The organism is Hymenobacter sp. 5317J-9 (genome assembly GCF_022921075.1).
Classification (GTDB): domain Bacteria; phylum Bacteroidota; class Bacteroidia; order Cytophagales; family Hymenobacteraceae; genus Hymenobacter.
The window spans coordinates 1,133,512-1,159,517 of the sequence record NZ_CP095050.1; the positions used below are offsets into that span (position 1 = coordinate 1,133,512).

Genomic DNA, 26,006 nt, shown 5'->3' on the forward strand with positions numbered 1-26,006 from the left:
CCGCAGTGGGGTCGGCTTTTTTTGTTAGGCGTCAAGACATTCGGTTCTTATTTCACCACGGCAATGCGGTTGTAATGGTCCATCATCTTGGCGATGTCGGCCGGGCGGGTGTAATCGAGGTGCTGGGCCGTGGCGAAGGTGCGCATGGCATCGGCGCGGGCGCCAAAGAGGCGCATCACGGAGCCCTCGGAGGGCTCCAGAGGGCGCAGCGGTTCGGTGCCCACGGTGCCGGGACCGGCCAGCAGGGTGCCCACCAGCGGGTGCTTGCCGTTGGGCGTGGCGTCAGACGCCGGAGCGTAGAACCAGGCCAGCAGCTGCGGGCCGGCGTCGATGGCGGTGAGCACCTCCACAAATTCGCGGCGGGTGCCGGCGCTGCCTTCCTTCACGAGGCGCGAGCGGAAGCGGCGCAGGGGCTGGTCGGGGTTGCCGGCTTCGCCGAGGTCGAAGCCGCGCAGGCTATTGGCGGGCCAGAAGTGGGTCGAGTCCAGTTCCACGGAGTCTTGGGCTTCGAGCAGGTGCAGGCCGGCGTGGTAGCGCAGGCCCGGCACCAGCAGGTTGTGGCCGTCGAAGGTGCGCAGCGAGCCGGGCTGAAACGCATTGCCCCCCAGAAAGCCGGTGGGCTGCTGCCCAATGGCGGCGCGGTAGGTGTGCATTGCAGCGCCGGTGTTGGCCTGCTGGTAGGCCACCCGGGCTTCGGCGGCATCGCGCGAGGTTTGGGCCACCGCCGGCCGAACCAAGGCACTCAACAAAATTGCAAAAAAGTAAGGCGTAAAGTTCTTCACTAATGGATAGGGGTAAATGAATTCACGTAAAGGGAAACAAATTTACAACAACTCGCTCAGCCATAAACTAGGTGTTTAGGCCTATAGGCTCTTTGTTAATTAATTTTCCTCTAAAGGCGGTGCCGATGTGGCTATTTTCCCTGTAAATTGTAGTATTCCACCATTCGTAAGACCTGGCCCAGGTCGGTGTAGCTGAGATGCTCTTTGGCGGCGTAGGCTTCTACCTGGGCAGCGCGGGTGCCGAAGAGGCGCGGAATCTCGCGCTGGTTGAGCGACACGGCGCGTAGCGGCTCCTGCGGCTTTACGCCTGAGCCGGCCACCACCACCTGCCCGATTTCGGTGCGGGCCGGGCGGCTTACGGTGTTCAGCACGGGGTCGTACTGAGCGTCTTCGTGCACGTAGTGATGCAGCACGGCCAGTATCAGAAAGGCGTCGTCGTCGCGGGTCAGCACTTCCACAAAGTCGCGCTGCGTGTTGCCGTTGCGCACCACGAACGTGCGGAAATGCCGCACATCAGCCCCCTGGCCCAGGTAAAAGCCGTCGAGGCTGCCCGGCGGCCACACGTGGCTGCCGGTCGAGTCGCGGGCTTCGAGCAGGTGCAGGGCCACGTTGTAGCGCATGGCCGGCACCCGGATGCGGCGCTTGTTGGGCAGCACCAGCACGCCGGGCTGCTCCACGCTCACGAGGTAGGCTTCGGGGGCGTTGATGAGGTCTTTGCGCATGCGCTCCAGCGCGCCGGGCGAGTTGGCCCGTTGGTAAATCTGCAGGCCGATGTCGCCGAGGTCGGGCTGAGACTGGGCCCGTACGGGCGCCGTCACGGCCCCCGCCGCTAGTACCAGCCCGGCCAGCAGCGCGATTACCGAAAGTTTCATGAGGAACTGAAGGAAGAAGAAATTAGCGGTTGCGACCGTACTGTTCGTGGCTGCTCACCCAGTCGGAGCTGCTGATGGCGGCGCCCAAGCTGAGCTCACCGGCCAGCACCACACCAGCCACAATCTCGGCAAACTTGCGCACCGTGCCGCGGCCCACGCAGCTCAGCATCTGCAGGCACTCGTTCTGGGTAGCCAGGCCGGTGCCGCCGCCGTGCGTGGCCACGATGAGCGACGGGATGGTGATGCTGATGTATAAATCGCCCTCCGGCGTCACTTCCGAATACAGAATGCCGGCGCTCGACTCGCTCACGTTGGCCACGTCCTGCCCCGTGGCAATGAACATGGCCGTGATGCCGTTGGCCGAGTGCGCGCCGTTGTTGTTGGCCCCCGAGATGAAGGCGCCCACGTTGCTCACCTGGCCGTGGTAGGCCAGCTGCTCGGGCGTCACGCGCATGCGCTGCTGCAGCACCTCGCGCTTCACCACGGCCTCGGCCACTACGCGCTTGCCGCGGGTGCGCATCACGTTGATTTGCGAGGCCTTTTTGTCGGTGGCAAAGTTCGATTCGAGGTAGAAATGCTCGATTTTGACGTCTTTGTAATTCTCCAGAATCCAGGAGCAGGCCGCAAAGGTGGCGCGGCCCACCATGTTCTGGCCCGCCGCGTCGCCGGTGCTGAAATTGAAGCGCAGGTAGGCGAACTTGTTGCTCAAGTACGTGTCGATGTACTGCAGCTTGGCCACGCTGGACGTGCTTTCGGCCTGCGGCCGAATCAGGTCAATGTTGTCTTCCACCCACTTGCCGAAGTCGCGGGCGCCGCGGGCATCGGCAAACACAAATACGGGCGCCCGCTGCATGGCGTCGCCGATGACCGTGCACTTCACGCCGCCGCACAGGTTCAGCACCTGCATGCCGCGGTTGTAGCTGGCCACCAGCGTGCCCTCGGTGGTCGCCATCGGGATGAGGAAGTCGCCTTGGGCGTGCTCCCCGTTCACGGTGAGGGGCCCGGCCAGGCCCACCGGAATCTGGGCCACGCCCATGAAATGCTCGCAGTTGCCCTGCAACTGGTGGGCGTCGAAGGAGTAGTGCTTGAGGTGCTTGAACTCCTTGCCCGAAAACTGCTCGGCGAAGCGCTGGCGGGCGGCCACGGCGGCTTCGGAATAGTCGTCGTCGGCGGCGCGCGGAATGCGCGGCTTGTGGTTGGCGGCGCTCACGATGGCGTCTTCCACTTCCACGTGCAGGTCGCCGAAGGCATCGGTCGAAAACCAAGCCTGCACCGGGTGCATGCCCTCGGGCAGGGCCGGCGTGTCGAGCACTATCATCAGGGAGCGGCCCACGGGCAGGTCGATGGCTTGGCCGTCGGCATTTATCTGGCTGGCGGGGCGGCGCTCGCCGTCGCCCAGGTCCACCAGTATTTTTTCGGCCGGCACCACCATGTCCCCAATCTGCACCTGCCGGAAGCCGGTCACTTTCACGGTGTCGAGCCGGTTTTTGATGCTGAAGGCCACGCCCGCGTTTTCGGGCAGGTTGTGCAGGCTGCCGCGCGTGTAGAGCAGCTTCAGGAGCATAGGGCTGGGGGTGAAAACCATTGTAGCGAAAGACTGGGTGAAGGTGTGGGAATTGGGGCACCGCAAAGCGCCGCAGTGAAGGTGGGGAATTTTGGGCGAAATCGCCAATTAATTGACCTGACCCGTCCGTGGAAATTAATGCCGGCTGCGCCCGCACCAATGGCCCGGTTTCCGAAGGCCGCCGCCGTGAGCTGCGTGCGGTGGCGCGGCAGAAATATTTTTGGGCGTTTGGTGGAGCGCTTCATCAGATAAAAGCAAGAACCGCTCGCGGAGCTAAATCAACATCCGTAAAGTATTTAGGCCGGAAGACCGTCGGCAAGGGCCGGCAGTGGGCCCAAGTTCACCCGGAATTCACCCAACCGGCGCGAGCTTCAACCACTAAAACCCCCGCGCGGCAGACCGGTTGTTAGCCGCCGCGCGCCGCGCGAAGGGCCCGCCGCACGGCCGGGCGCTTCGCCGGGCGTATTACCTTTGTGCCCCGCCGGAAGCCCTCCAGTGGCTGCCCTTTTTCTGCTATGGCCTTATCTCCCGACTACCCCCGCTTCACCCTTGGCCATGCCCTCACGGCCGAGCAACGAGCCTTTTTTGCTAAATACGGATTCCTTCATTTTCGCCCGTTCGCTTCGCCCGAATACGTGCAGCAGCTCCTCCAAGCCACCCAGGAGGTGCAGGCCCGCTGGCTGGCCGAGGGCGTGGAAAAAGTGAACGGCGTCCCCATTAAATACGGCCACGACGTGGACGGCTCGCGCATTGTGCAGCGCTTTGCCTTTGCCTCGCAGCACCACCCCGTGCTGCATGAGCTGTTGCAGGACGAGCGTTTCAAAGCCCTGTTTCCCCTGCTGGAAGCCGAAGGCGGTCGCGTGGGCGAAAACGAGAAAGACGGCCTCGTGGTGAACCACTACGTGAACGTGGAGGGCTCCGAGTTCAGCCAGATGGGCTGGCACACCGACTCGCTGCGCGACGTGTTCTACGGCAAGCGCATCGGGCCCATGCTCAACGTGGGCCTGCACCTCGACGGCACCAAGGCCACCAACGGCGGGCTGCGCGTCATTCCCGGCACGCACCGCCAAGGCCTGCACAAGATGCTGTTTCGGAAAAAATACTACAAAGACGTGTTCTACGACCCCAACGAGGTGGCCGTGGAAACCGAGCCCGGCGACCTCACCGTGCACGACGGGCGCATGTGGCACCGGGTCGCGCAGTCGCCGCTGGTGGGCGACGCCAGCCGCCGCCGCGTGATGTACGTGCCCATCCTCGCGGGCAAGTACCAGCCCAAAAGCCAGGACAGCCCCACGCCCTTCTACCTGCGCTTTTTGCACTTGGTGAAGTAATTCAGTGAACAGTTAACAGTGAGCAGTGAACAGCGTTGTTCGGTGAACTCCTGGCAACTGTTCATTGCTCACTGCTAACTGTTCACTGATAAAATGTACGCTCTCGTTACCGGCGCTTCGCGCGGCATTGGCCGGGCCATTTCCCTCCTGCTGGCCCAGCGCGGCTACGACCTGTTGCTGGTGGCCCGTTCCGAAGACCAGCTTACCGCCTTGGCCCAGGAGGTAGCCCAAAAGCATAAGCGCCAAGCCCGTGTGCTGGTCCTCGACCTGGCCGCGCCCGGCGCCGCCGACACCGTGGCCAACTGGGCCACGCAGCAAACCGACCAGCTGGCCATTTTGGTGAATAACGCCGGCTATGGCCTCTGGGGGCGCTTCGAACAGCTCAGCCTGGCCGAGCAGCAGAACATGCTGCAGCTGAACATGAACCTGCCTGTGGCCCTCACGCACGCCCTGCTGCCCGCGTTGCACAAAGCGCCCAAAGCATACATTCTGAACGTGGCCAGCACCGCCGCCTACCAGGCGGTGCCGTCGCTGTCGCTCTACGCGGCCAGCAAGGCGTTTTTGCTCAGCTTCAGCCGCGGCCTGCGCTACGAGCTGAAGGCCAGCAATGTCTCCGTAACCTGCCTGTGCCCCGGCGCCACCACCACCAGCTTCGCCGACCGCGCCGGCATGGGCGCCGAGCTACAGGCCACCGCCAACAAAGTCTCGATGACGCCCGAAGCCGTAGCCGAAGCCGCCGTGGCAGGCCTGCTGGCCGGCGAGGCCGAAATCATTCCCGGCGTGCTCAACAAGGTATCGGCCGGCCTCACCAGCGTAGTACCCAAGGGCATCGTGGAGAAAATAGCGGCCGGCATTTACGAGAAGTATTTGTAAGGCTTGGCTGGTATTTCGAGCCCGCCCTCGGAAAGCAACAAGCCCTGAATGCACTCAGGGCTTGTTGCTTTCCGAGGGCGGGCATTTTTCGGAGGCCACCGAGTTCACGAAACTCATCTACTTGGCGCGGTTCGTAAACAGTGATTCGTAGACGAGTTTCGTAAACCCGCCAAGTGCCGCAGCCGCTTGCAGGCACTCGGTGGCATGCTACGATTAGTAGTTTGCCGAAAGGAGCGTTTGTGTTTAGTCGATTTTCGGCAAGTAGCGCGCAAACGACGCGTCCGACACTTTTAAAACCAGTTGCGGTCGGGCTTTATAGCCGTAAAACTTTCCCCACACCTTCCGATTAACACCAACCGTGGCGGCGGTGTCCAAGGCCCACCCCTGTGGAGTTATTTCGTAAAATAAAAGCGGGTTGTAAGTGCCTTTGTCTGGGTCCGCCAAGCCTTCCGCGTAGTCAAGAATGCCCCCATATTCCACCTGCCCATCCCCGTCCACGTCCCGTACCGTCGCTAACACGGGCAGCGCCTGCTTCCGAACGACGCGGCCATCGGCCACGGTCAGGAGCAGCAAGTCGTTCTTGGCAGGCCGGTTGTTGCGTTCAAGGAGCACTTGGTAACCGGCAAGTGCCGGGAGCACCAGCCGGCGGGGCCAGGGGCGTTTGCTGAACTCAAACTCCTGCCCGGCCGGCGCCCGGAAGAAGGCGCGGCCGTGGTCCGCGCACACCACGTGGGAGACGTACTCGGGCAGGCAATCGCTGCCGGCGTCGGCCACGCCGGTAATGACCAGGGTTGGGGCGAAGACCGTGCGAAAGGGCTGGGGCGAGCAAGGGGAATGAAACCCCAACAATGCACACAACACGAAGACAAGGCTACCCAAGCGCATTTTTGAATACATGGTGTGAGTATAAGAAAACGGTGGTTACCTTGAAAGATAAGAACGTTCAAACCTCTACCTAAAAAAAAGGCCCCGAAAACCTGCGTTTTCGGGGCTTTCGGGTGTGTCGCAAAAACGGTCAAAAAAGAATGGGTTCGTGAACGGAGGGCTTCCGCTTGGTAATCCGGCCCGCCAGCCAGTAGGCCAGCCAGGCAAAGAGCGGCGCCGCCAGCACATCGTAGGTGTAGTGCACGCGCTGAATGAGCACCAGCAGGCCCACGGCCACGGTCATCAGCACCAGGACCCGGCGCCAGGCGCGGCCGCGCACCGCCAGCACCAGCAGTACCATGGTGGCGGTGTGGCCCGAGAAAAACAGGTCGCGCACAATCGGCTGGGTGGTCACTTCAAAAATGCGGTCCATCACCGGGTCGTGTAGCACCACCAGCGCGGTGGGCGGCTCCAGGGGCAGCAGCCACAGCGTGGCCATGCGCAGCACCTGCAGGAAATAGTAGCCCCACAGCGCCCGCAGCAGCAGATTGGGCCGCGGCAGGAGGTAAGCAAAGGTGCCCGCAATGGCCCCGTAGATGATGGCAAACGTGGGCACCGACACGTCGTGCACCGGCAGCAGCGCCAGCAGCGGGTCGGCCAGCAGGTGGCCCGGCCGCGCCTGAATGAAATGGTAAAAGCCCGGCACCACCGGCAGCAGGCCCACCAGTAATGCAAGTACCAGTGCCAGCCGCAGCCGGAACGCCGGGCGGCTCCAGGCCGCGGCCCAACCCGTGCGGCGGGCTACCGCCGGGGCCGTTTCGAGGGGAGAGGCGGTAGTAGAAGAAAGAAGATTGGCCACAATCAGACAGGAGAAAGCACGTCAGCCAATTAGCTGCGGATAACTCAACGGGCAAAAATACGGCGGCGGCCCCACAGCCACGCCGATGTTTGGCAACCGGGGCGTAACATTACGCGCCGGGTCTGCGTGCCCGGAAACCTTGTTTTTCATCCCACTTTTTCGCTCATGATGCGCTGCTCCGCTATTCTTCTTCGTTCTCTTTTGGCTGGCGTAGCACTGGCGGCGCTGAGCCGCCCGGTGCAGGCGCAAAACGCGGCCCTCAACGCCCGCATTGCCCAGCTGGCTACTCAGGAAGAAGCAAAGGTGATTGCCTGGCGGCGCGACTTCCACGAGCATCCCGAACTGGGCAACGAGGAAACCCGCACGGCCGGCATCGTGGCCGCCCACCTCAAAAAGCTGGGCCTGGAAGTGCAAACCGGCGTGGGGCGCACCGGCGTGGTGGGCGTGCTGCGCGGGGGCAAGCCCGGCCCCGTGGTGGCCCTGCGCGCCGACATGGACGGCCTGCCCCTCACCGAAAGCAACGACCTGCCCTTCGCCTCCAAAGTGAAATCGACCTACCTGGGCCAGCCCGTGGGCGTGATGCACGCCTGCGGCCACGACACCCACGTGGCCATGCTCATGGGCGCGGCCGAGGTGCTGAGCCAGGTGAAAAAAGACGTGCCCGGCACCGTGAAGTTCATCTTTCAGCCCGCCGAAGAAGGCTCGCTGCCGGGCGTGGAAGGCGGCGCCAAGCTCATGGTGAAGGAGGGCGTGCTCGACAAGCCCAAGGTCGATGCCGTGTTTGGCGTGCACATTCAGGCCCAGACCGAGGTGGGCAACCTCACCTACCGCCCCGGCGGCGAGATGGCCAGCTCCGATAGATTCACCATCAAGGTGCGGGGCAAGGGTGCGCACGGCGCTTACCCCTGGAACAGCGTGGACCCCGTGGTGACCAGCGCCCAGATTATCATGGGCCTGCAAACCATCGTGAGCCGCGAAATCAAGCTGATTGACGACGCGGCCGTGGTGACGGTGGGCACCGTGCACGGCGGCGTGCGCTACAACGTCATTCCGGCCGACGTGGAGCTCAGCGGCACCATCCGGGCGCTCGACCCGGCGGTGCAGCAGCGCATCTGGGCCTCCATTCGCCGCATTGCCACCCACATTGCCGAAAGTGCCGGCGCCACCGCGGAAGTCAGCATCGAGCCCTACGTGCCAGTCACCAGCAACGACCCCGCCCTCACCGCCCGCATGCTGCCCACGCTGCAAGCCGCCGCCGGCCCCGGCCACGTGCGCGAAATCAAGGCCGTGACCGGCGCCGAAGATTTTTCCTTTTACCAGGAGAAGGTGCCGGGGCTGTTTTTGTTTGTGGGCGGCATGGCCAAGGGACAGGACCCCGCCACCGCGGCCGACCACCACACGGCTGGTTTCCGCATCGACGAGAGCGGCCTCACGCTGGGGGTGAAAACGCTCGCCACGCTGGCCGTGGACTACCTCGGTAGTGGCCCGCGCAAGCAAAAATAGGCCCATTTTGGTCAATTCGGGAGAAAGGAATAATTCTATTTGTTAGAGTACAAAAACGTCTTCATCAAACGTTCATGATTTGTACAAGATTTTGTCATACGTACTAGAATTTTTAATCGGCAACGATTGTGGAATGTAAAAATGATTAGGTTGCGGCCGATTCACTGCAAAAAATTCAAAATTTGTAGCGACTCACTTTTCCCACCATCAACCTATTTTACATGAGAAAACAATACTCGGCTGTAGCAGTAGCTCTGCTCGGCGCACTTGCCGTTCCCGCGGCACAAGCACAGGATGCGGCCCGCATTCAAACCAAAGTATTGGGCACCGACAACCAGCCCGTGCTGGTGCAGTTTAGCCCCGAAGGAAAAATGGCCTACCGCGGCCTGAGCGGCGACCAGGTGTTGCGCCAACAGCTCGGCCTCACCAACGCTGACCAAATGGTGCAGCGCACGGTCGAAACCGACCAAATTGGTTATACCCACCAGAAGTTTGCCCAGTTTTACCAAGGCATCCGCGTAGAGCACGCCGACTACACCGTGCACAGCAAAGGCGGCACCGTGGAAAGCATCAGCGGCGATTTTGAGAAGATTTCGGGCCTGAGCACCACGCCTTCGCTGGGCGAAAGCGCGGCCCTGACCAAGGCCCTGGCCCACGTGGGCGCCCGCAAGTACATGTGGCAAACCACCGAAGCCAACGCCGCCGAATTTGCCCCGCAGGGCGAGTTGGTGATAGTGCGCGACGGCCGCCAGAACGCCGAAACCGGCCCCCTGGTGCTGGCCTGGAAATTCAACGTGTATGCCGCCCAGCCCATCAGCCGCTCCTACGTGTACGTGGACGCGCGCAGCGGCCAGGTGGTGTTGCAAGACAACATCATCAAGCACGCGGCGGCCACGGGCACTTTTGCTACAGCTTACAGCGGCAGCCGCACCATTGCCGACGGCACCACCACGGGCGGCTACTTCCTGCGCGAAACCACCCGCGGCCTCGGCATCCAAACGTTCAACTGCAAGAAGAGCAACAGCTACACCTCGGCCACCGATTTCATCGACGCCGACAACAACTGGACTTCGGCCGAATACAACAACGCCAACTTCGATAACGTGGCCGGCGATGCCCACGTGGGCGCCCAGGCCACCTACGACTACTGGAAAAACGTGCACGGCCGCAACTCCTACGACAACGCCGGGGCCGTTATCAAAAGCTACGTGCACTTCGACGACGTGCCAGGCGGCGCTGGCTACGAAAATGCCTACTGGGACGGCGTGCGCATGACCTACGGCGACGGCGCTACCCGTTTCCGCCCGCTGACGGCGCTGGACGTGTGCGGCCACGAAATCGGCCACGCCGTGTGCGAAAAAACTGCCAACCTGACCTACGCCAACGAGTCGGGGGCCATGAACGAAGGCCTGTCCGACATCTGGGGCGCTTCGATTGAAGCCTACGCGGTGGCCAACCTCGGCTTCACCTCGGGCGGTGTGAAAGCGAAGTCGACCTGGCTGATTGGCGAGGAAATCGACAAGCAGCAGGCCGCTTTGCGCTCGATGAGCGACCCGAAGTCGCTGGGCCAGCCGGCTTACTACAAGGGGCAGTACTGGGTGGCCACCACCTCGTCGCCGTCGAACGCCAACGACCAGGGCGGCGTGCACACCAACTCGGGCGTGCTCAACCACTGGTACTACATCCTGGCCGTGGGCAAGTCGGGCACCAACGAAGGCGGCAACACCTACAGCGTGACCGGCGTGGGCATTGACGCCGCCGCCAAAATCACCTACCGCATGGAAAGCGTGTACATGACGGCCTCGTCGACCTACGCCCAGGCCCGTACCTACGCCATCCAAGCTGCCACCGACCTGTACGGCGCCGGTTCGGCCCAGGTCATTGCCGTGACCAACGCCTGGTACGCCGTGGGCGTGGGCGCATCGTACACCGGCGGGGGCACTACGCCTCCCCCCACCACCACGTATTGCACCATCAAGGGCACCAGCCAGTCCTACGAGTGGATTGACCTCGTGCAGCTGGGCAGCATCAACCGCACCTCGGGCAAAGACGCCGGCTACTACAACGGTACGGCCCTGAGCACCACCGTTACTGCCGGCTCGGCCCAGACCGTCTACTTCTCGGCCGGCTTCACCAGCACCGCCTACACCGAGTACTGGAAAATCTACATCGACTACAACAAGAACGGCGTGTTCACCGACGCCGGCGAACTGGTGGTGAGCGGCAGCAGCGCCAGCGCGGGCACCCTCAGCAGCACCTTCACCGTGCCCACCACCGCCCGCAACGGCACCACGGTGATGCGTGTGATTATGAGCGACAACTCGGCCACCACCAGCTGCGGCACCTTCAGCTACGGCGAGGCCGAGGACTACACCCTCAACATCACTGGTGGCGCCGCCCTCACGGCTCCGGCCACCCTGGCCGGCAATTCTACGCCGCTGGGCAATGAGGCCGCCAGCACCTTCGAGGTGTATCCCAACCCGGCCACCGACGCCCTGCGCCTGGCCCTGCCCGGAAACGCCGAAGCTCAGGACGTGACCGTGACCGACGTTCGCGGCGCCCGCGTGGCCGGCGCCACCCTGCACAACGGCACGCTGGACATCAGCGGCCTGGCTAAGGGCATGTACACCGTGAGCGCCAGCGACGGCCAGAAAGTGTTCCACCAGCGCTTCGTGAAAGAGTAGCCCGTTTGGTGCTCCTCTGAGTCATAAAAAAGCCCTTTCGCTACAGCGGAAGGGCTTTTTTATTCGCAAAATACCGGCTGGGCTATTTCAGCTCGTAGTCCAGCTTGAGCATCACGGTGGCAAAGCCGTCGTTGTTGCGCGAGGCGCCGTTCAGGCGCTTGCTGATGTCGTCAAGCTGGTCGCCGGCCGAGAAATAGTAGTTGCCTTCCAGCCCGCCGCGCAGGCGGTCGGTAAGGCGCACGGCAAAGCCGCCGCCCACCGGAAACACGCCCGTCAGGGCCGGGTAATCGTTGCGCTCGGGCGCCAGAAACGCCGTTTGGCCGTCGGCGCGCGTGGTGCCCAGGTAGGACTTGGGGTTGTAGAGCACCAGTCCGGCCCCGCCCTGCAGGTAGGCCTGGAACACCGGCGCCTCGGCCAGCGAAGCCGCAAAAATGGACTCGTCGGGCAGCAGGTCGAACCGCAGAAGCACGGCGCCCAGGCCGTTGGTGCTGGTGAAGGCCAGGCCGCGCTCCTTAGCCTTGTCGCGGGCGCCCATCTCGAAGTACGAGAACTCGCCGGCGATGTGCATGTGCGCCGTGAGGCGGTAGCGCACGCCCGCGCTCACGGCCGGGCCCAGGAAGTTGTCGCCAAGGGCGTTGCCCAGGTCGCCGTCGTAAAACGTGGTGCCGCCGGCCAGCGTCACGTGCAGCGGGCCGCGGTAGTAGGGGCGGCCCTGCCGGTTGTAGTGCCGCACCTCTCGGTGAAACTGGGCCTGCGCCGGCAGGGCGCCGGCCACGCCGACGCCCGCTACTAGGGCCTTAAATATCCAGGAATGAAACCGCATAGGTAGTCTAAGTAAAAATGGAGAAATCCGCCCGGGTGGCCCCTAACGACCACGCAGCGGAAATCGGTGTCTACGCGGCGGGCTTATTTAAAGGTGCCCTGCGGGTCGGGCAGCTTGGCCAGCAGGTCGGTCACGAGGTCGAGGTCGAGGCTGCTCACGCTGGCGTTCTGGCCTTTGTGCACGGCGGCCCAGGCCTCGGCGTATTTCTCCTGATAGTACAGGCCCCGAGCGAGCTGCTGCCAGGCAATGGCGTTGGTGGGGTCGGTGGTGGTGGCGCGCTGCAGCAGGTCGAGGCCGGTGGCGAGGTCCTTTTTCTTTTTGGTCTGGCTGTAGCGAATGAGGTAGCTCGTGCCCAGGTCGCTCATGATAAGCGAGCTGTTGGGTGCCAAGGCAAAGCCTTTATGGAGCAGGCCGATGGCGGCATCGGGGGTGGCGTCGGCGCTGGCCACAATGCCTAGGCCGCGGTAGGCGTCGGGGTTTTGGGGGTTGAGCAGCCAGGCCAGGTTGAAGCGGTAGGCGGCGGTGTCGGGGTTGTTTTCGCGCAGGTATTCGAAGCCTTTGTTGGCGAAGAAAGTGCTGGCTTCGGTGGTGGAGGCAAAGCTGGCCGCAATGGCCTTAAGCTGCGCCTCGCCGATAATCTGGGTGGCTTGGGCGGGGCTGAGGCCGCCAAACAGCGGCAGCAGGCGGGCGGGCTTGCCGGGGGCCGCCGTGGTGGCGGCCAGGCTGCCGTCGGGGTTGGTGGCCTGGCCTTTGCTTTTGCGTTGGGCGTGGGCCGGAGTGGCCAGCAGCAGGCCCAGCAGCCCAACGGCGGCCACCGCCTGCGAAACGGTTTTGAAAGAAGCGGAGAGAAACACGTGGATGAGGTAATGAATAAAAAGAAAGCGTAACCCCATCAAAATGGGCCCGCTACGGATGCTGACAAAGATAAAGCCAACCGCGGCAAGGCCGGGCCGCACCGCCGCCGTAGCCCGTGGGCAAACTGCGGCGGCCGCGGGGGCGTAGGTGAGCCACGCGGCGGGCAGCTGCCCGCGGCTTTCCCCTGCTTTTTCGCTCATGCGTCGTTTCCTTCTGCTGACTCCCGTGGCCTTGCTGCTAGCCGCCACGGTGGTCATCCTGGCCACCGAATACGTGGTGGCCCGCCCCAGCCGCCGGGCCAAAGACGTGGCCTACGTGCCCGCCAGTGCCCCCGATTTTGACAAAGAGCGCCACGTGCTCGACGTGTATTCGCCTAAAAAGGCGGCGCCCACTGCGGCAGGCTACCCGGTGGTATTATTCATTCACGGCGGCAGCTGGACCAGCGGCAACAAAAACCTCTACACCTTCATCGGCCGCCGCCTGGCCAAGCAGGGCGTGGTGGCCGTGGTCATCAACTACCGCTTGGCGCCGCCCGCGCACGTGCCCGAGCAGGCCGCCGACTGCGCCCGCGCCCTGGCCTGGACGGTGCAGAACATCAGCCAGTATGGCGGCGACCCCGCCCGCGTGTTCGTGATGGGCCACTCGGCCGGCGGCGGGCTGGCCGCCCTGCTCGCCACCGACGACGAGCTGCTGGCCGCCAATGGCCTACCCCAAAACCCCGTGCGCGGCGCCATCATGGACGACCCTGCGGGGCTCGACATGTACAGCTACCTCAAGGAAATGCGCTACGAGGGCGACGAGAAATACAAAGTGCCCTTCGGCAACGACCCCGCCGTGTGGAAGCAGATGTCGCCCATCTATAAAATCAGGCCGGGCCTGCCGCCGTTCATTTTCTACCTGGGCGGCGAGACGTACCCCAGCATCAGCGGCAGCTCGGGGCGCTTTCGCGACAAGCTGAAGGCCACCGGGCAGGCACCGCTTTACACCATCATTCCCGGCCGGCACCACATTCCCATGGTGCTTCAGCTGTACTGGCAGCACAACATCATCTACCAAGGAATATTGAAAATGGTGGGAGCGTAAGAGGGCTTTTTTTACCCAAACAGCCCGCCCTGCCGCACGGGTTGCTCAAATTCCAGCAGCCACTTTTTGCGGTGCATGCCGCCGGCGTAGCCCGTCAGGCTACCGTCGGCCCCGATGACGCGGTGGCAGGGCCACACAATGGCCAGCGGGTTCTGGCCATTGGCCGCGCCCACGGCCCGCACCGATTTGGGATTGTTCAGCAGCTTGGCCACGTCGAGGTAGGACGCCGTGCGGCCGTAGCCGATGCCCGCCAGCGTCTGCCACACCTGCCGCTGAAAGTCGGTGCCGAAACTGGGGGCGTAGGTCAGGTTGAAGTCGCGCAGCTCGCGGCCGAAATATGCCCGCAGCTGCTCGTGAGCTGGGCGCAGGCAGGTGGCCAGGGCAGCGGGCTCCGTAGCTTCGGCCGCTTCGTTGAGGAACGTAACGGCGCTCAGGCCCGCATCGGTGCCGGTGAGGGCAAGCGGGCCGAGGGGCGTGAGCAGCGTGGCGGTGGCGGCGTTCATGTGGGCAAAAATATAGACGCATACTTGCGTCTCGTCGTTTGACGTACTGGCATTGAACGACACCTGTGCGGCGCGGACGACGAGACGCAAGTATGCGTCTCTACAGCAGCTCGGGCAGGCGCACGCGGCTGCGGGGCGGGCGTGCGGCACTCACCACGGCCTGGGCCTGCAGCAAGGCCTCGGCGCTGGGCTGGTGCAGCACGCGGGCCGGGCCGGGCTGCGAGAGGTCGGCATCGAACAGGCCGGAGCGGTGCCACTGGTCGAGGTGGTCCCAATCGGGCCGGTCCACGAAGGGGTAGATGCACACGCCCTGCAGCGGCAGGCCCTTGCGCAGCACGTGGGCGCACTCTTCGGCTACCATGCGCCACCAAATGGGCCGGTCCACGCCGGGGTGGCTGGTTTCGGTGATGGCGAAGGGGCGGCCGTAGCGCTTGTAGGCATTTTGCAGCAGCTTGTGCAGCGGCACCCAGCGCGGGTCCATCACCACGTCGTTCCAGCCCATTTTCTGGTGCGGGTGGAGCTGCCACTGGTTGTCGTAGTAGTAATTAAAGCCCACGATGTCGAGCAGCTCGGGGCTGCCGCCCAGCTCGGGGCACAGGCGGCCGCACAGGATGTCGGTGGCCTGAAATTGGTTGTGGTGGGCATCGCGGGCTTCGCGGATTTCGCGGCTGTTGGCCCGCAGCGGTGGCACAATGCTGATAAGCGGCTCGGTGGTGAGCAAGCGGATGCCGGGGTCGGCTTCGCGCAGGGCGTAGCTGCCTTCGATGTAGGCCCGCATCAGGCCGTATTTCACGCGCCAGCCCTGGCCGTGGCAGTAGGGCGAAGTACCGTTGGCATCGCCGCCCAGCCACGAAATGAAACTCACCTCGTTGATGGGCGTGACGATGAGCGTGCCCTCCGGCCGCACGGAGCGATAGAAATCGACAAACGCGCGGCACAGCGCGGCAAAGCGCCGGGCAAACATGGGGTGCAGCGGCGTGAGGTCGTCGGGGTAGCCGAAGTGGCACAGGTCCCAGATTTGCTGAATGCCGTGGCGCTCGCCGGCCTCCAGCATGGTTTTCACGGTGCTGAAATCGTACTGGTAAGGCGTTTTCTCGATGTGCGCCCAGCGGATGCCCTCGCGCACGGTGCCCACGTTGAAGGGCTTCTGGGCGGCGTAGTCTTCGTCAATCAGCTGCAAGTGGCCGGTGAGGGGCAGGAAGTCGACCCGGTTGCCGAAGGCATTGAGCTGGTCGGTGCATTCGTAGCCGCCCCACCAAAAAGACTGAAACGGGCTGGATTCTGGAGTAAGTATTGCCATAGCTGGAAAAGGGGGAATATGCCAGCGCCCGCGCCAGCTGTCGAGCTGGCGCGGGCACCGCTTTGTAATACCGCAAAAGAGGGGTTGAGGTTAAGGCCGAGCTTAACAGCACGCCCTTACTTTCCAGCCACCGTCTGCACCAGATTCTTCGCCTCGATGAAAATGCGCTGCACTTCGGGGTGCTCTCTCCGAATGGCGTCCTGCAACTCTTCCACGGCCGCCGCCACCTGGGTCGAACTCATGTTGTCGGCAAAGTCTACGTCGAGGGCCATAATCACGTCGTTCGGGCCGAGGTACATGGTGAGGGGCGAGCGAATCTCGCGCACCTGCGGTTGGTCGCGGGCAATGCGCTCGAGGTTGGCGAGTGTGGGGGCGTCCACGCCGGTGCCCACCAGCAGGCCTTTGGTGCGGCCCACCAGAAACACGGCCACCAGCATTAGCAGCAGCCCGATGGCGATGGAGGCGCCGCCGTCGAAATACGGATTATTGAGCCAATGCCCCAGAAACACGCCGATGCCCGCCAGCGCCAGGCCAATGAGGGCCGCCAGGTTTTCCATCACCGACGCAAACACGGCCGGGTCGCGGCTGGTGCGCAGCATTTTCACAAAGCCCACGTTGGCGTCCGACTGCGCCAGCAGCGCCTTCACCGACAAGTAAAACGCGATGCCCTCGAACAGAAAGGACAAGCCCAGCACCACGTAGTTCCAGCCGGCGTCTTCGAGCGGCTCGGGGTGTTGAATGTGCTTGATGCCCTCGTAGAACGACATGCCGCCGCCGATGGCGAAAATCAGCACGGCCACAATCAGGCCCCAGAAATACAGCTCCTTGCTGTGCCCAAACGGGTGCTCGGCGTCGGGCGGGCGCTGGCTTTGGGCCGTGCCGTAGAGCAACAGCCCGCTGTTGCCGGTGTCGACGAGCGAGTGAATGCCCTCCGAGAGCATGGCCGAAGAGCCGGTGAAATACGCCGCCACAAACTTGCTGATGGCAATGGCGACGTTGGCGGCGATGCCGCCGTAGAGAGAAAGTTTGGAAGCGTTAGCGTCGGCCATGCGGCGGGGAGTCTGTTTGAATAGGGGGCAAAGAACGTCAGATGCGCATGACGAGCTGTTTGGGTTGAATGGAATTAGGCAGTCTGCTCGCGGCTCGACAGCGACTTGGCCTCCACAAAAATGCGTTTCATCTCCGGGTACTTCGCCCGAATGGCGTCCTGCAGCGCATCGATGGCGTGTTCGATTTCCTCGGCCGTGAGGTGGTGGGCAAACTCCACATCAAGAGCCAGAATGACATCGGCCGGGCCGAGGTAGGAGGTGAGGGGCGGGCCCACCTGGTCGACGTTGGGCTGGGCGCGCACCAGAGCCTCGATGGCATCCAAGGTTTCGTCGTCGACGCCGGTGCCCACCAGCAGGCGCTTGGTTTTGTAAATGAGGAACAAGGCCACGCACACCAGCAGCAGGCCAATGGCAATGGAAGCCGCGCCGTCGAGGTAAGGATTGTTGAGCGAATGCCCGAGGAAGACGCCCACCAGCGCAAACACCAGCCCCAGCAGGGCGGCCAGGTCTTCGAGCAAAATGGCAAACACCGACGGGTCTTTGCTGCGCCGCAGCGTGTCCCAGAAGCCAGCATCGCCGCGGTCGGCATTGAAGGCCTTGAACGCCAAGTAGCAGGAAATGCCCTCAAACACCAAGGACAAGCCCAGCACCCAGTAGTTCCAGGTGGGGTCGGAGAGGGGGGCGGGGTTCTTGAGGTGCTCAATGCCTTCGTAGAACGACATGCCGCCGCCCACCGAAAACACCAGAATGGCCACAATCAGGGCCCAGAAATACAGCTCCTTGCTGCGGCCGAAGGGATGCCGTTTGTCGGCGGGCTTCTCGGCCTGGCGCACGCCGTGCAGAATGAGTCCGCCGTTGCCACTGTCCACGAGCGAGTGAATGCCCTCCGAGAGCATGGCCGAAGAGCCGGTGAAATACGCCGCCACAAACTTGCTGATGGCAATGGCGACGTTGGCGGCGATGGCCCCGTAAATGGCCAGCTTGGAAGAAGAACCCGGTGAACTCATGCCCGGGCTTACGCGGGGGCTGCGGCCGGGGTTGGTGAAACGTAGCGCGGACTTTTAGCCCGCGAGTTGTTACGGTTCCTCTCGCGGACTAAAAGTCCGCGCTACTTTCGCCTCTATGTCGCAACCCTCTTTGCAGCGCCGCCTGGGCCTGGTGCAGGCCACCGCCCTCAATATGATTGACATGGTGGGCATCGGCCCATTCGTCACCCTGCCGCTCGTGATGGGCTTCATGGGGCCCAATTTTCTGCTGGCCTGGCTGGTGGGCGCGGCACTGGCCTCGGTCGACGGCCTCATTTGGAGCGAACTGGGCGCCGCTTACCCGGAAGCCGGCGGCAGCTACCGCTTCCTCAAGCTGGCCTACGGCGAGCAGAAGTGGGGGCGCTACATGTCGTTTCTCTACGTGTGGCAAACGCTCATTCAGTCGCCGCTGGTGCTGGCATCGGGCGCCATCGGCTTTGCCCAATACTTTGGCTACCTCGTGCCCATGCCGGAGTGGTGGCAGCCCAAGGCCGTGGCCGGTGGCGTGGTGCTGCTGCTCATCGTGCTGCTCTACCGCCGCATCGAAGACATCGGCAAGCTGGGCGTGGCGCTGTGGGTGGGCGTGCTCGGGCTGATGGGCTGGCTGATTTTCGGCGGTGTCACGCACCCCAACCACCACGTGGCCATCTTCCCCGCCGGCGGCTTTCCGGCCTTGCCGGGGCTGGTCATTTCGGTGGCCATGGGCCAGGCGGCCGTCAAAACCATCTACTCCTACCTCGGCTACTACAACGTGTGCCACCTCGGCGCCGAAATCAAAGGTCCGGAAAAGGTCATCCCACGCAGTATTTTCCTGAGCATTCTGGGCATTGCGGCGCTGTATCTGCTGCTGAACTGGAGTGTGGGTACCGTTATTCCGTGGCAGGAAGTGCAGGGCTGGCAGGCCAGCGCCGGCGACAAGTCGCAGTTCATCGTGAGCGTGTTTGTGGAGCGGCTCTACGGGCCGGCGGCCGCCACCTTTGCCACGGCGCTGGTGCTGCTGGTGGCATTTGCCTCGCTGTTTGCGGTGCTGCTGGGCTATTCGCGCATCCCCTACGCCGCGGCGGCCGATGGGGAGTTTCTGCCCGTATTCGGCAAGCTGCACCCCACCAAAAACTTCCCCTATGTCTCGCTGCTGCTGCTGGGCGGCGTGGGCTTTGTGTTCAGCCTGCTGTTCCGGCTGGGCGAGGTGATTTCGGCCATTCTGGCCATGCGCATTCTGGTGCAGTTTGTGGGGCAGGCCGTGGGGCTGGTGCTGTTGCGGCGCCGGCGCGGCACGGCCGCGCTGCCGTTCAAGATGCCGCTGTATCCGTTGCCGGTTATTCTGGCCATCATCGTGTGGCTGTTTGTGTTCGTCGGCATCGCGCCGGCCGAGGTGACGTGGGGCGGCATGCATTTCAAGCTCTATTTCCAGTTTGCCGCGCTAGGAATGATGGCGCTGGGCACGGTAGCGTTCCTATTGTGGAGCCGGAGTTTGAAACGGTGGCCGTTTGCGCAGGCATAAAAAAGTCTGTCATCCTGAGCGCAGCGAAGGACCTTCTCACGTTAGAACATTAGCTGTTCAACAGTGAAAAGGTCCTTCGCTGCGCTCAGGATGACAGACCGAAAATTTTAGAAACTACGCCGTCAGCTCGCGGAACAGCTGCAGGTAGTGCCCGCGCTCCGAAATCACCGAGTACTGGTCCACTACGGTCTGGCGGCCGGCGCGGCCCATTTCCAGGCGCAGGGCCTCGTTGTCGATGAGGCGGCTGATTTTGTCCACCCACTCGTCGGGCTGGTCGGCCAGGTAGCCGTTCACGCCGTCCTGAATGATGGTTGAGTTCACGCCCACCGGCGACATCAGCGTGGCAATTTCCAGGGCCATGTACTGCAGCCCTTTCAGGCCGCATTTGCCCTTGGCCCACTCCGTGTCGGGAAGCGGCATGATGCCCACGTCGATTTCGGACAGGTCCTCAATCTCGGTGTTTTTGCGCCAGGGCAGGCCCACAATGCCGAGCTCCTCGTTGCGGTAGCTGCCGTCGCCGATGACTTTGAAGTACACCTTGTCGCCGTACTTGGCCTTGAGCTTGCGCAGCGCCGGAATGGCCGTTTCGAAGTGCTCGATGGTGGTGAAGCTGCCGCTCCAGCCCACGCACACGCGGCCGGGGTGCGGCGGCAGCTTGGCGCGTTGGTACTCGTCGGTGTCGATGGTGGTGGGCACAATCACCACGTTCTTGTTGAACTGCCGCGAGTAGTTGGCCAGGTACTCGTTGCCCGCAAAAATCAGGTCCGACGCGGCAATGATATCCTTCGTCTTGTCCGGGTTTTTGAGGAACAGCAGCTTGGTATTCGCACCCACGGCCTCCCCCTGGTTGCGCCAGATGGAATCATCAAAGTCGAACACCACCTTGGCTTTCGACTTCGCAAACAGCTTCTCAAACAGCGTAGTGCCAATCATAAACGCCTCGCGCTGGATAAACACGATGTCGTATTTGCCCAGGTCCAGCACGTTGCCCAGGCGCTTGGCCGCGCTCTTGAGAAAGATTTTTAGCTTGCCGAAGTAGTTGCCGGGGCTGTAGAGCACCTTGTCGTCTTCGGCCGAAATCAGGTAGGAGTAGTCGCTGTCGAAGCCGTTTTCGCGCAGGTAGTCGATGTATTGCTCAAAGCGAAACCGCTGCGAGGGCGAGCGGTCGGGCCGGTGCATGGCCACCCAGAGGATGCGTTTCATTCGGATGCTAAAAAGGCAGGTAGTTAAAAATCTAAACGTCAGGCAAAAATAGAACGTCATGCTGAGCGCAGCCGAAGCATCTCTACCGCGTAACTAATCCGGTCGATTGGATTACTTCAGCACGCGAGATGCTTCGGCTGCGCTCAGCATGACGTTCTTTCAGAATAACGTTCTAAAAAACGTTGGCGAAGATTAGTCCTCCAGCCACACCGGGGGCAGCTTCTCCAGCACTTCGATGTTCTCGAACTTGCTGCTTTTCTTGATGCCGGTGCGCTTAGCCCAGTCCACCATCTGGTCGAGGCCTTCGCGCAGGGTGGTGGCGCGGCCCTGGCCGAAGAGGCGGTGGGCTTTGGAGTGGTCGGCCCAGGCAATCTGCACTTCGTTGCGGGCATCGACGTGGCGAATCATGCCTTCGAGGCCCATGCTTTCCATCACGGTGGTGGCCAGCTCGTTCACGGTGTACTCCTGGTCGGCGCCGATGTTAATCACCTCGCCGTAGCTCTCCGGGATGTTCACGCAGTTGGCAATGTGGGGGGCGATGTCGCCCACGTAGGAGAAGGCGCGCTTCTGCTCGCCGTCGCCGAAAATGGTGAGCGGCTTGCCCTGCATGAGCTGGTTCATGAAGATGCCCACCACGTTACGGTACCGGTCTCCCAGGTTCTGGTACTCGCCGTACACGTTGTGCGGGCGAAAAATCACGTAGTTCAGGCCGAACATTTCGTGGGCGCACTTCAGGTCGAGCTCCACGGCGTACTTGGCCACGCCGTAGGGGTCTTCGGGCTCGGGCGTCATGTCCTCGCGCATGGGCGGGGTGAGGGCGCCGTAGGTGGCAATGCTGGACGTGAACACAAAGCACTTGATTTTGTGCTTGATGCTCTCGTTAATCAGGTTCACACTGCCTACCAGGTTGTTCTGGTAGTTGAAGCGGCGGATAAAGTGGCTCAGGCCCTCGGCGGCGTAGGCCGCGAGGTGATACACGTAGTCGAACTTGTGCTCGTCAAACAGGCGGGCCAGCAGCTCGTGGTCGAGGATGGAGCCGTGCACGAACGTCGATTCCGCTGCGTGGGGCAGGTTTTCCTCAAAGCCGCCGCTCAAATCGTCCAGCACCACCACCTTGTGGCCCAGTTTGAGAAGTTCGCGGGCCACGTGGGCTCCTACGAAGCCGGCCCCGCCGGTAACGAGAGATGTAATCATATCAATGAAATGGCGCCCGGCCGCAACGCTGGCCCGGCACTAACGTGGTAAAGTGAGGTAATGCAGGGGGCAAAGTTCGGGGATTTTAGTTGCCCGGCCAACCGGGCCTCCGGCCGGCACTGGTCGGAGGCGTATACTGCCCGGGTGCCGCCGGGGTTAGGCCAGCCGTTTTTCGTAGCAAAAAAACCGCAGCCCCGGCCGGAATGCCAGCGAAATCTCGCCCGCAAAGCGGTAGCCCAGCTTCGGGAAAAGCCGCTGCGTGGCCGCGTTTTCGGAGTTGGTGTCCACGCGCAGCACCCTCAGGCCTTGCGCGGCCGCTTGCTTTTCGGCTTCTGCCATCAGGGCCAGGGCCACGCCTTTGCCCTGGGCGGCCGGGGCCACAGCCAGCCGGTGCGTCACCAGGGCCGGCTCGGTCACGTCCCAGTCGGCTTGGGCATATTCCGCGTCCTGGTCCTGCGTGAGGGCGGCCATGCCCATCACCACGCCATCCAGCTCGGCCACCCAGAGGTGGTTTTGCTGGATGTCTTTGGTAAAAACGGCTTCGTTCGGGTAGTCAGCCGACCACTGGAAGTTGCCGCTGGCATTCATCAAGGGCACCACCCGCCGCACCAGGGCGAGGATGGCGGGCACGTCGGCCAGAGTAGCGCGGCGGGTAGCAACCATTGCAAAAAAAGCTTTAGCTGCGGCGCAGCACAGCGGCGGCTTCCTTGGCGAAATAGGTCAGAATGGCGTCGGCGCCGGCGCGCTTGATGCTGGTGAGCACCTCCATCATGGTGCGCTCGCCGTCGAGCCAGCCGTTTTGGGCAGCGGCCTTCACCATGGCGTACTCGCCGCTCACGTTGTAGGCCGTCACGGGCAGGTGGGTGTGGGCCTTCACTTCGTGAATTACGTCCAGGTAGCTCAGCGCGGGCTTAATCATCACCATGTCGGCTCCTTCGGCTTCGTCGAGGGCCAGCTCGCGCAGGGCCTCGCGCTTGTTGGCGGGGTTCATCTGGTAGCTTTTCTTGTCGCCTTTTTTGGGGGCCGAAGCCAGGGCGTCGCGGAACGGGCCGTAGAAAGCCGAGGCATACTTGGCCGTGTAGCTCATGATGCTCACGTGCGAGAAAGCATTCTCGTCGAGCACGCGCCGAATCCAGGCCACGCGGCCGTCCATCATGTCGGAGGGCCCGATGATGTCTGCACCGGCGCGGGCCTGGGCCAGGGCCATCTGGCCCAGCACTTCGAGGCTGGCGTCGTTGAGAATTTCGCCCGAATCCGGGTCCACCACGCCGTCGTGGCCGTCGGAGCTGTAGGGGTCCATGGCCACGTCGGTCATCAGCACCACTTCCGGAAACTGGCGCTTGATGTCGGCAACCGTTTTCAGGTAGAGGCCTTCCATGTTGGTGCTTTCGCGGGCCATGGGGTCCTTCAGCACTTCGTTGATGTTGGGGAAGGGTGCGAAGGCTTTCACGCCCAATTCCACGCAGGCCCCGATTTCGTCAATCACCCGGTCGGCCGTGAAGCGGTGGATGCCGGGCATCGACTTGATTTCTTCGGCCTGGTTCTGGCCTTCGGTGATGAAAATGGGGTAGATGAAATCGTGGGCGGTGAGGCGGGTTTCCTGCACCATGTCGCGGATGACGGCGGATTTGCGGTTGCGGCGGGGGCGGTGAGTGGGGAGCATCAGGAATGAAGGTGTTTGCGTTTTTTTGAGTCGTTGATGGCTAAAATGATGAACCCTATTAGCAGGGTCACAACACCCAGCACCAGAAGAATGCTGACGAAGTAGCCTTTCACGATGCCTTCGGCGATTGGTGCGCCGGCTCGGCCACCTGCGATGGCCGACTGTCTCAGCAGAAAGGCTCCCAGGAGTTGCAGTCCACCAAGCACAAGCATCGTAATTCCGGTCGTCGTACCAGGGGGCGAGTACTCGCCGCGCACGGTCCTACGGCCCCGAAGCTTGGTAGAATCGACGGGCAGGGTGCGGCCGGCAGGGTGCGTTTCTTTTTCTGGCTCGTTGACCAGTGAAGCGGTGGTGTGTGAGAAGTGGGGAACCTGCTTCGGCCGCCGAGAAATCCGATGGGTATTGGGGAGGGCAACGGCTGGCTGCAACTGTATTTCTTGGACTTGCGCTGCCGCTGCCCTCGTTAGGGCCGGTAGCTCGTTGGAAGGAGCTTGTGCCACCTGCCGCTGCGCGACATCGTGGAACTGATAGCTAGTGCGTGCGCTCCGGCACGCACTGCCACACAACGTCCACGTCACGAGTACAAATAGCCAGCATCGCAATGTATACATGGAAAGACAAGGCGTGAATTGTGTGGGACACCAGGCAGTATGATAACCCCAGCCGCAAAGTTCGGCCGAATCCCCCAGACTATTGCCCGAACGGGTCGATGTACGCCACCAGCACGGCCAGCGCCGCTAGTCCGCCCACAATTATCCAGCCCAGCGCGCCACCGCTCAAAATCAACCCCAGGGCGGCAACGGGAAGCATTATCAGCCCCAGCACGCCCAACACGGTGGTGCCCAGGCCAGCCTCGGCCGTGGCATGCGGCCGCGCCAGCCAGACGTTCCGGCGCAGGCTGGCCGTACGGAGTTTTTCGACCGGAGCAACGGTTACTTTCGTGACTTTTGCCACGGCCGCTACTCGCGCTGGCCGCCGCGTCGGCCGCGGTGTCTCGGCGACGACACCCGCGTGCGCTGCACCGCCAGGCATGATGCCCACCGCTGGCTTTACCGCCGCAGCAGAGTCCGCCAATTGCATGGGCCTAGAGGGCGCCTGAACCTGTGACGCCGAGAGGTGCACCGGCTGAAACGAAAAGCTGGCCCGACTGCTTTGGCAGCTGCTCCCCCCGGCAGCCAGGGCTGCAACTGCCAGAAGGTGAAAGCGGAACGTGCGAAGTCGCGTAGCAAAAAGCATAAGGCAAAGCTGAAAGAAGGGGTTGCTGGGAGGCTGTACGAATTTCTGCGGCTTTCCGCTATTCGCCGGCCAGCAGTTGGGCCACTCGCCAGCCCGTGCCGGCGCCCATGGCCACGCCCATGCCGTTGCAGCGCACGGCCGCCAGCAGCCCCGGCCGCGCCCATTCCACAAGGGGCGCCAGCGCCGGCCCAAAACCCATCACCCCGCTCCACCGAAAGTCGATGCGCGGCCGCCGGCCCGGCACGATGACTTCGTGCAGCAGGTTTTCCAGATAGGCCTGTACCGGTTCGGTGAGTCCCGGCGCCGTGGTGGCTTCGGCCGCAAAATCAAGGTTGCGGCCCCCACCCAGTAGGATGCGGTGGTCGGGCAGCTGGCGGAAATAGGCGTAGCCGTGGTCGTAGTGAAACGTGCCCGGCAATGCGACCGTGGGCAGCGGCTCCGTCACCAGCACCTGGCCCCGGCCGGGTGCCACGGCCACGCCGGGCAGTAGTTCGCTGGCAAAAGCGTTGGTGGCCAGCAGTACCTTCCCGGCTACCACAGTCGCGCCGTTGCTCAGCTGCAACAGCTGCCCGGTTGTTGCAGCTTCAATAGACTCCACTGCGCAGTTGGTAAGCACCGGCACATCGGCGGCCCAAGCGCGAGCCAGCAGGGCGCGCATCATACGGCCGGCATCGAGGCTGCCTTCGTGCTCGTTTTTGAGGAGCGTGCCCACGCCCCCGAAACCGAAGCGGCCCGCTTCGGCACTGGCATCGCGAAAGGTGCGAGCGTGGCCCACCACCGGCGCCAGCAGTGCATTGAAGTAGTCGATTTTGTCGCGGCATTCCGCTGCCAGTTCAGCTTCTTCGTGCCGGAATAGCTCGTAGCCGCCTACCGGCTGGTAATCGAGTGCGGCATCGCTCAGCAGCTCGCGCAGCCGAGCCAGTCCTTCGCAGCGGGCGGCCACCGCGGCCTGCAAATCGCCGCGCTTTTCCTGCTCTATCAACTCCGAAATTGACCCGAAGCAGGCAAAGCCGGCATTTTTAGTCGAAGCGCCGCTGGGCAAAGCTCCGCGCTCTAGCACCACCACGTGCCAGTGGGGGCGCCGCTGCTTCAGATACAGGGCCGCCGTGAGCCCCACCAGTCCCGCGCCGATGATGGCCATGTCGGCCGGGCCGAAAAAGGATTGATGCTCCCAGTAGGAAAATCGGTGCTTGGTCGTTGGTGCTTGGTGCATGGCTCGATTATCTCACAAAAGACTTG

24 protein-coding genes are annotated in these 26,006 nt (G+C 63.0%); 6 read left to right on the forward strand and 18 right to left on the reverse strand.

The window, feature by feature from the left end; translation table 11 throughout:
- Nucleotides 1–47: 47 nt before the first annotated feature.
- The 3 genes from MUN81_RS04460 to MUN81_RS04470 form a co-directional block, all read right to left on the reverse strand.
- Complete coding sequence (locus MUN81_RS04460; RefSeq protein ID WP_245115444.1) at nt 48–746, reverse strand: hypothetical protein; 699 nt, start codon at nt 744–746, stop codon at nt 48–50.
- 167 nt (nt 747–913) lie between these two features.
- Nucleotides 914–1,654 (reverse strand): hypothetical protein, encoded by a 741-nt coding sequence (locus MUN81_RS04465; RefSeq protein WP_245115445.1) that lies wholly within the window; start codon nt 1,652–1,654, stop codon nt 914–916.
- A gap of 22 nt (nt 1,655–1,676) precedes the next feature.
- Nucleotides 1,677–3,218: a hydroxymethylglutaryl-CoA reductase gene (locus MUN81_RS04470; protein WP_348533165.1), complete on the reverse strand. Its 1,542-nt coding sequence runs from the start codon at nt 3,216–3,218 to the stop codon at nt 1,677–1,679.
- 515 nt (nt 3,219–3,733) lie between these two features.
- Between MUN81_RS04470 and MUN81_RS04475 the strand changes: the two genes are divergently transcribed.
- Nucleotides 3,734–4,549 (forward strand): phytanoyl-CoA dioxygenase family protein, encoded by an 816-nt coding sequence (locus MUN81_RS04475; protein ID WP_245115447.1) that lies wholly within the window; start codon nt 3,734–3,736, stop codon nt 4,547–4,549.
- A 93-nt stretch (nt 4,550–4,642) separates the two neighbouring features.
- Nucleotides 4,643–5,422 carry an SDR family oxidoreductase gene (locus tag MUN81_RS04480; RefSeq protein WP_245115449.1) on the forward strand — a complete coding sequence of 260 codons (780 nt, stop codon included), beginning with the start codon at nt 4,643–4,645 and terminating at the stop codon, nt 5,420–5,422.
- 243 nt (nt 5,423–5,665) lie between these two features.
- On the opposite strand, the gene MUN81_RS04485 is transcribed toward MUN81_RS04480, so the two are convergent.
- Together MUN81_RS04485 and MUN81_RS04490 are read right to left on the reverse strand one after the other, a co-directional pair.
- Nucleotides 5,666–6,319, reverse strand: a complete 654-nt coding sequence (locus tag MUN81_RS04485; protein ID WP_245115451.1) for a hypothetical protein — start codon at nt 6,317–6,319, stop codon at nt 5,666–5,668.
- Nucleotides 6,320–6,437: 118 nt separating this feature from the next.
- Nucleotides 6,438–7,145, reverse strand: a complete 708-nt coding sequence (locus tag MUN81_RS04490) for a sphingomyelin synthase family protein (protein WP_245115452.1) — start codon at nt 7,143–7,145, stop codon at nt 6,438–6,440.
- Between the two features lie 168 nt (nt 7,146–7,313).
- Here MUN81_RS04490 and MUN81_RS04495 point away from each other — a divergent pair, with 168 nt between their 5' ends.
- Together MUN81_RS04495 and MUN81_RS04500 are read left to right on the forward strand one after the other, a co-directional pair.
- Nucleotides 7,314–8,648, forward strand: coding sequence for an amidohydrolase (locus MUN81_RS04495; RefSeq protein ID WP_245117363.1), 1,335 nt, complete (start codon nt 7,314–7,316; stop codon nt 8,646–8,648).
- Between the two features lie 221 nt (nt 8,649–8,869).
- Nucleotides 8,870–11,332 (forward strand): M4 family metallopeptidase, encoded by a 2,463-nt coding sequence (locus MUN81_RS04500; RefSeq protein ID WP_245115453.1) that lies wholly within the window; start codon nt 8,870–8,872, stop codon nt 11,330–11,332.
- An 82-nt stretch (nt 11,333–11,414) separates the two neighbouring features.
- Here the strand turns inward: MUN81_RS04500 and MUN81_RS04505 are convergent, their stop codons facing one another.
- The gene (locus MUN81_RS04505) at nt 11,415–12,155 is read right to left on the reverse strand and encodes a hypothetical protein (RefSeq protein ID WP_245115454.1); all 741 of its coding nucleotides are present in this window, start codon (nt 12,153–12,155) and stop codon (nt 11,415–11,417) included.
- An 83-nt stretch (nt 12,156–12,238) separates the two neighbouring features.
- The gene (locus MUN81_RS04510; RefSeq protein WP_245115455.1) at nt 12,239–13,009 is read right to left on the reverse strand and encodes a hypothetical protein; all 771 of its coding nucleotides are present in this window, start codon (nt 13,007–13,009) and stop codon (nt 12,239–12,241) included.
- Between the two features lie 199 nt (nt 13,010–13,208).
- Between MUN81_RS04510 and MUN81_RS04515 the strand changes: the two genes are divergently transcribed.
- A complete protein-coding gene (locus MUN81_RS04515; protein WP_245115457.1) occupies nt 13,209–14,093 on the forward strand; it encodes an alpha/beta hydrolase in 885 nt (294 codons plus the stop codon).
- 11 nt (nt 14,094–14,104) lie between these two features.
- Here MUN81_RS04515 and MUN81_RS04520 read toward each other — a convergent pair whose 3' ends face one another.
- From MUN81_RS04520 to MUN81_RS04535, 4 genes are all read right to left on the reverse strand, one after another.
- Nucleotides 14,105–14,596 (reverse strand): methylated-DNA--[protein]-cysteine S-methyltransferase, encoded by a 492-nt coding sequence (locus tag MUN81_RS04520; RefSeq protein ID WP_245115458.1) that lies wholly within the window; start codon nt 14,594–14,596, stop codon nt 14,105–14,107.
- A 100-nt stretch (nt 14,597–14,696) separates the two neighbouring features.
- Nucleotides 14,697–15,896, reverse strand: a complete 1,200-nt coding sequence (locus MUN81_RS04525) for an amine oxidase (RefSeq protein WP_245115459.1) — start codon at nt 15,894–15,896, stop codon at nt 14,697–14,699.
- A 116-nt stretch (nt 15,897–16,012) separates the two neighbouring features.
- A complete protein-coding gene (locus MUN81_RS04530; protein WP_245115461.1) occupies nt 16,013–16,945 on the reverse strand; it encodes a cation diffusion facilitator family transporter in 933 nt (310 codons plus the stop codon).
- Nucleotides 16,946–17,019: 74 nt separating this feature from the next.
- Entirely contained in the window at nt 17,020–17,952 is a 933-nt protein-coding gene (locus MUN81_RS04535) for a cation diffusion facilitator family transporter (RefSeq protein ID WP_245115462.1), read from the reverse strand.
- Between the two features lie 115 nt (nt 17,953–18,067).
- On the opposite strand from MUN81_RS04535, the gene MUN81_RS04540 reads away from it, so the two are divergent.
- Nucleotides 18,068–19,471 carry an APC family permease gene (locus MUN81_RS04540; protein ID WP_245115463.1) on the forward strand — a complete coding sequence of 468 codons (1,404 nt, stop codon included), beginning with the start codon at nt 18,068–18,070 and terminating at the stop codon, nt 19,469–19,471.
- A gap of 114 nt (nt 19,472–19,585) precedes the next feature.
- Here MUN81_RS04540 and MUN81_RS04545 read toward each other — a convergent pair whose 3' ends face one another.
- The 7 genes from MUN81_RS04545 to MUN81_RS04575 form a co-directional block, all read right to left on the reverse strand.
- The gene (locus MUN81_RS04545) at nt 19,586–20,674 is read right to left on the reverse strand and encodes a glycosyltransferase family 4 protein (protein ID WP_245115464.1); all 1,089 of its coding nucleotides are present in this window, start codon (nt 20,672–20,674) and stop codon (nt 19,586–19,588) included.
- A gap of 192 nt (nt 20,675–20,866) precedes the next feature.
- Nucleotides 20,867–21,868 (reverse strand): NAD-dependent epimerase/dehydratase family protein, encoded by a 1,002-nt coding sequence (locus tag MUN81_RS04550; RefSeq protein WP_245115465.1) that lies wholly within the window; start codon nt 21,866–21,868, stop codon nt 20,867–20,869.
- Nucleotides 21,869–22,024: 156 nt separating this feature from the next.
- Nucleotides 22,025–22,531 (reverse strand): GNAT family N-acetyltransferase, encoded by a 507-nt coding sequence (locus MUN81_RS04555; RefSeq protein ID WP_245115467.1) that lies wholly within the window; start codon nt 22,529–22,531, stop codon nt 22,025–22,027.
- 13 nt (nt 22,532–22,544) lie between these two features.
- A complete protein-coding gene (gene hemB, locus MUN81_RS04560) occupies nt 22,545–23,531 on the reverse strand; it encodes a porphobilinogen synthase (RefSeq protein WP_245115468.1) in 987 nt (328 codons plus the stop codon).
- Nucleotides 23,531–24,142: a hypothetical protein gene (locus MUN81_RS04565; RefSeq protein WP_245115469.1), complete on the reverse strand. Its 612-nt coding sequence runs from the start codon at nt 24,140–24,142 to the stop codon at nt 23,531–23,533. Before MUN81_RS04565 ends, hemB begins: the two co-directional genes overlap by 1 nt.
- A 79-nt stretch (nt 24,143–24,221) precedes the next feature.
- Nucleotides 24,222–24,485 (reverse strand): solute carrier organic anion transporter, encoded by a 264-nt coding sequence (locus tag MUN81_RS04570; RefSeq protein WP_245115471.1) that lies wholly within the window; start codon nt 24,483–24,485, stop codon nt 24,222–24,224.
- 340 nt (nt 24,486–24,825) lie between these two features.
- Complete coding sequence (locus MUN81_RS04575; protein WP_245115473.1) at nt 24,826–25,980, reverse strand: FAD-binding oxidoreductase; 1,155 nt, start codon at nt 25,978–25,980, stop codon at nt 24,826–24,828.
- Nucleotides 25,981–26,006 lie beyond the last annotated feature (26 nt).